The sequence below is a fragment of the Luedemannella flava genome, from assembly GCF_039528515.1.
Lineage (GTDB): Bacteria > Actinomycetota > Actinomycetes > Mycobacteriales > Micromonosporaceae > Luedemannella > Luedemannella flava.
The window spans coordinates 1-984 of record NZ_BAAALT010000234.1 but is presented as its reverse complement, the minus strand read 5'-3'; the positions used below and the strand labels follow the sequence as shown (position 1 = coordinate 984).

The window sequence follows — 984 nt, the reverse complement described above, 5'->3', positions numbered from 1 at the left end:
GGGGCTGAGGGCGTTTTCATATACGCCCGCGTCCGGACCGCCCGGGAAACACCAACGGTAGGCCAGTCACGTGGGAAACACAGCGCGCGACGACGCCCGTAACCGTCCAAACATGGGCTATTGAAGATCACTACCACCCGCCAGAGGTCGCCAGGCACGGTCGTACCGCAAGCGCGCGCCGGAGTGGCGATGGTGGACGGGGCGGCGACGGTTGCGGCGGGGTGGTGTGGGAGAGTTAGGACGCCGCTGGACAACTCTCCGTCGAGTCTTCCGTCGAGGGCCGCCCTACGGGGTCGGCCCTTCGTCATGTTCTGACCGGGACGGCTGGTGAGGTCGCGCGGTGGGCGATTGCTGGTGGCCGCGCGGGTTACCCGGCAGACATGGGCGCCGTTGTCCGGCGTCGCCTCGGTTCCGCCGTCGGAGCCCGCGCTGGTCAGGAAGGATTGATTCGTGAACGCAGAGTCTGGTGGCGCGGAGGGTCGCGACCGCGACGACCGTGGGGCGCAGGGCCGGGGAGCCGGTCCGGGCCGGGACCGCGACGAGCGTCGTGGCGGCGCGCGGGACGCGGGCGGCCGGGGCCGCAATAGCGGCGGTCGCAGTGACTACGGCGATCGGCGGGGTTCGGGCTCGGCGGGCGGCTCCGGCGGACGCGGCTTCGGCGCGGGCCGGGACGGGCGTTCTGGGGACGGCGGCTACGCCGGTCGAAGCGGTGGTGCCGGCGGTCGCGGTGGTTACGGTGGCGGTCGGGACGGCCAGGGCGCGGGACGCGACGGCCGATCGAGCGAGCGGGGCGGTTACGGCGGCGGGCGCGACGGTGGCTCCGGTGACCGGGGCGGTTACCGCGACAGGCAGTCGTTCGGCGACCGGGACGGCGGCAAGCGCGGCTTCGGTGAGCGCGGCGGCCATGGCGAGCGCGGCGGCCATGGCGAGCGGGGCGGCCATGGCGAGCGGGGCGGGTCGGCCGGGCGCGGCGGCTACGGCGAC

At 74.5% G+C, this 984-nt stretch carries 1 pseudogene; it reads left to right on the top strand.

Going from position 1 to position 984, the window contains the following annotated elements:
- Window positions 1-450: 450 nt before the first annotated feature.
- Window positions 451-984 (top strand): annotated as a pseudogene (locus ABD211_RS27580) (hypothetical protein); the annotation flags it as partial.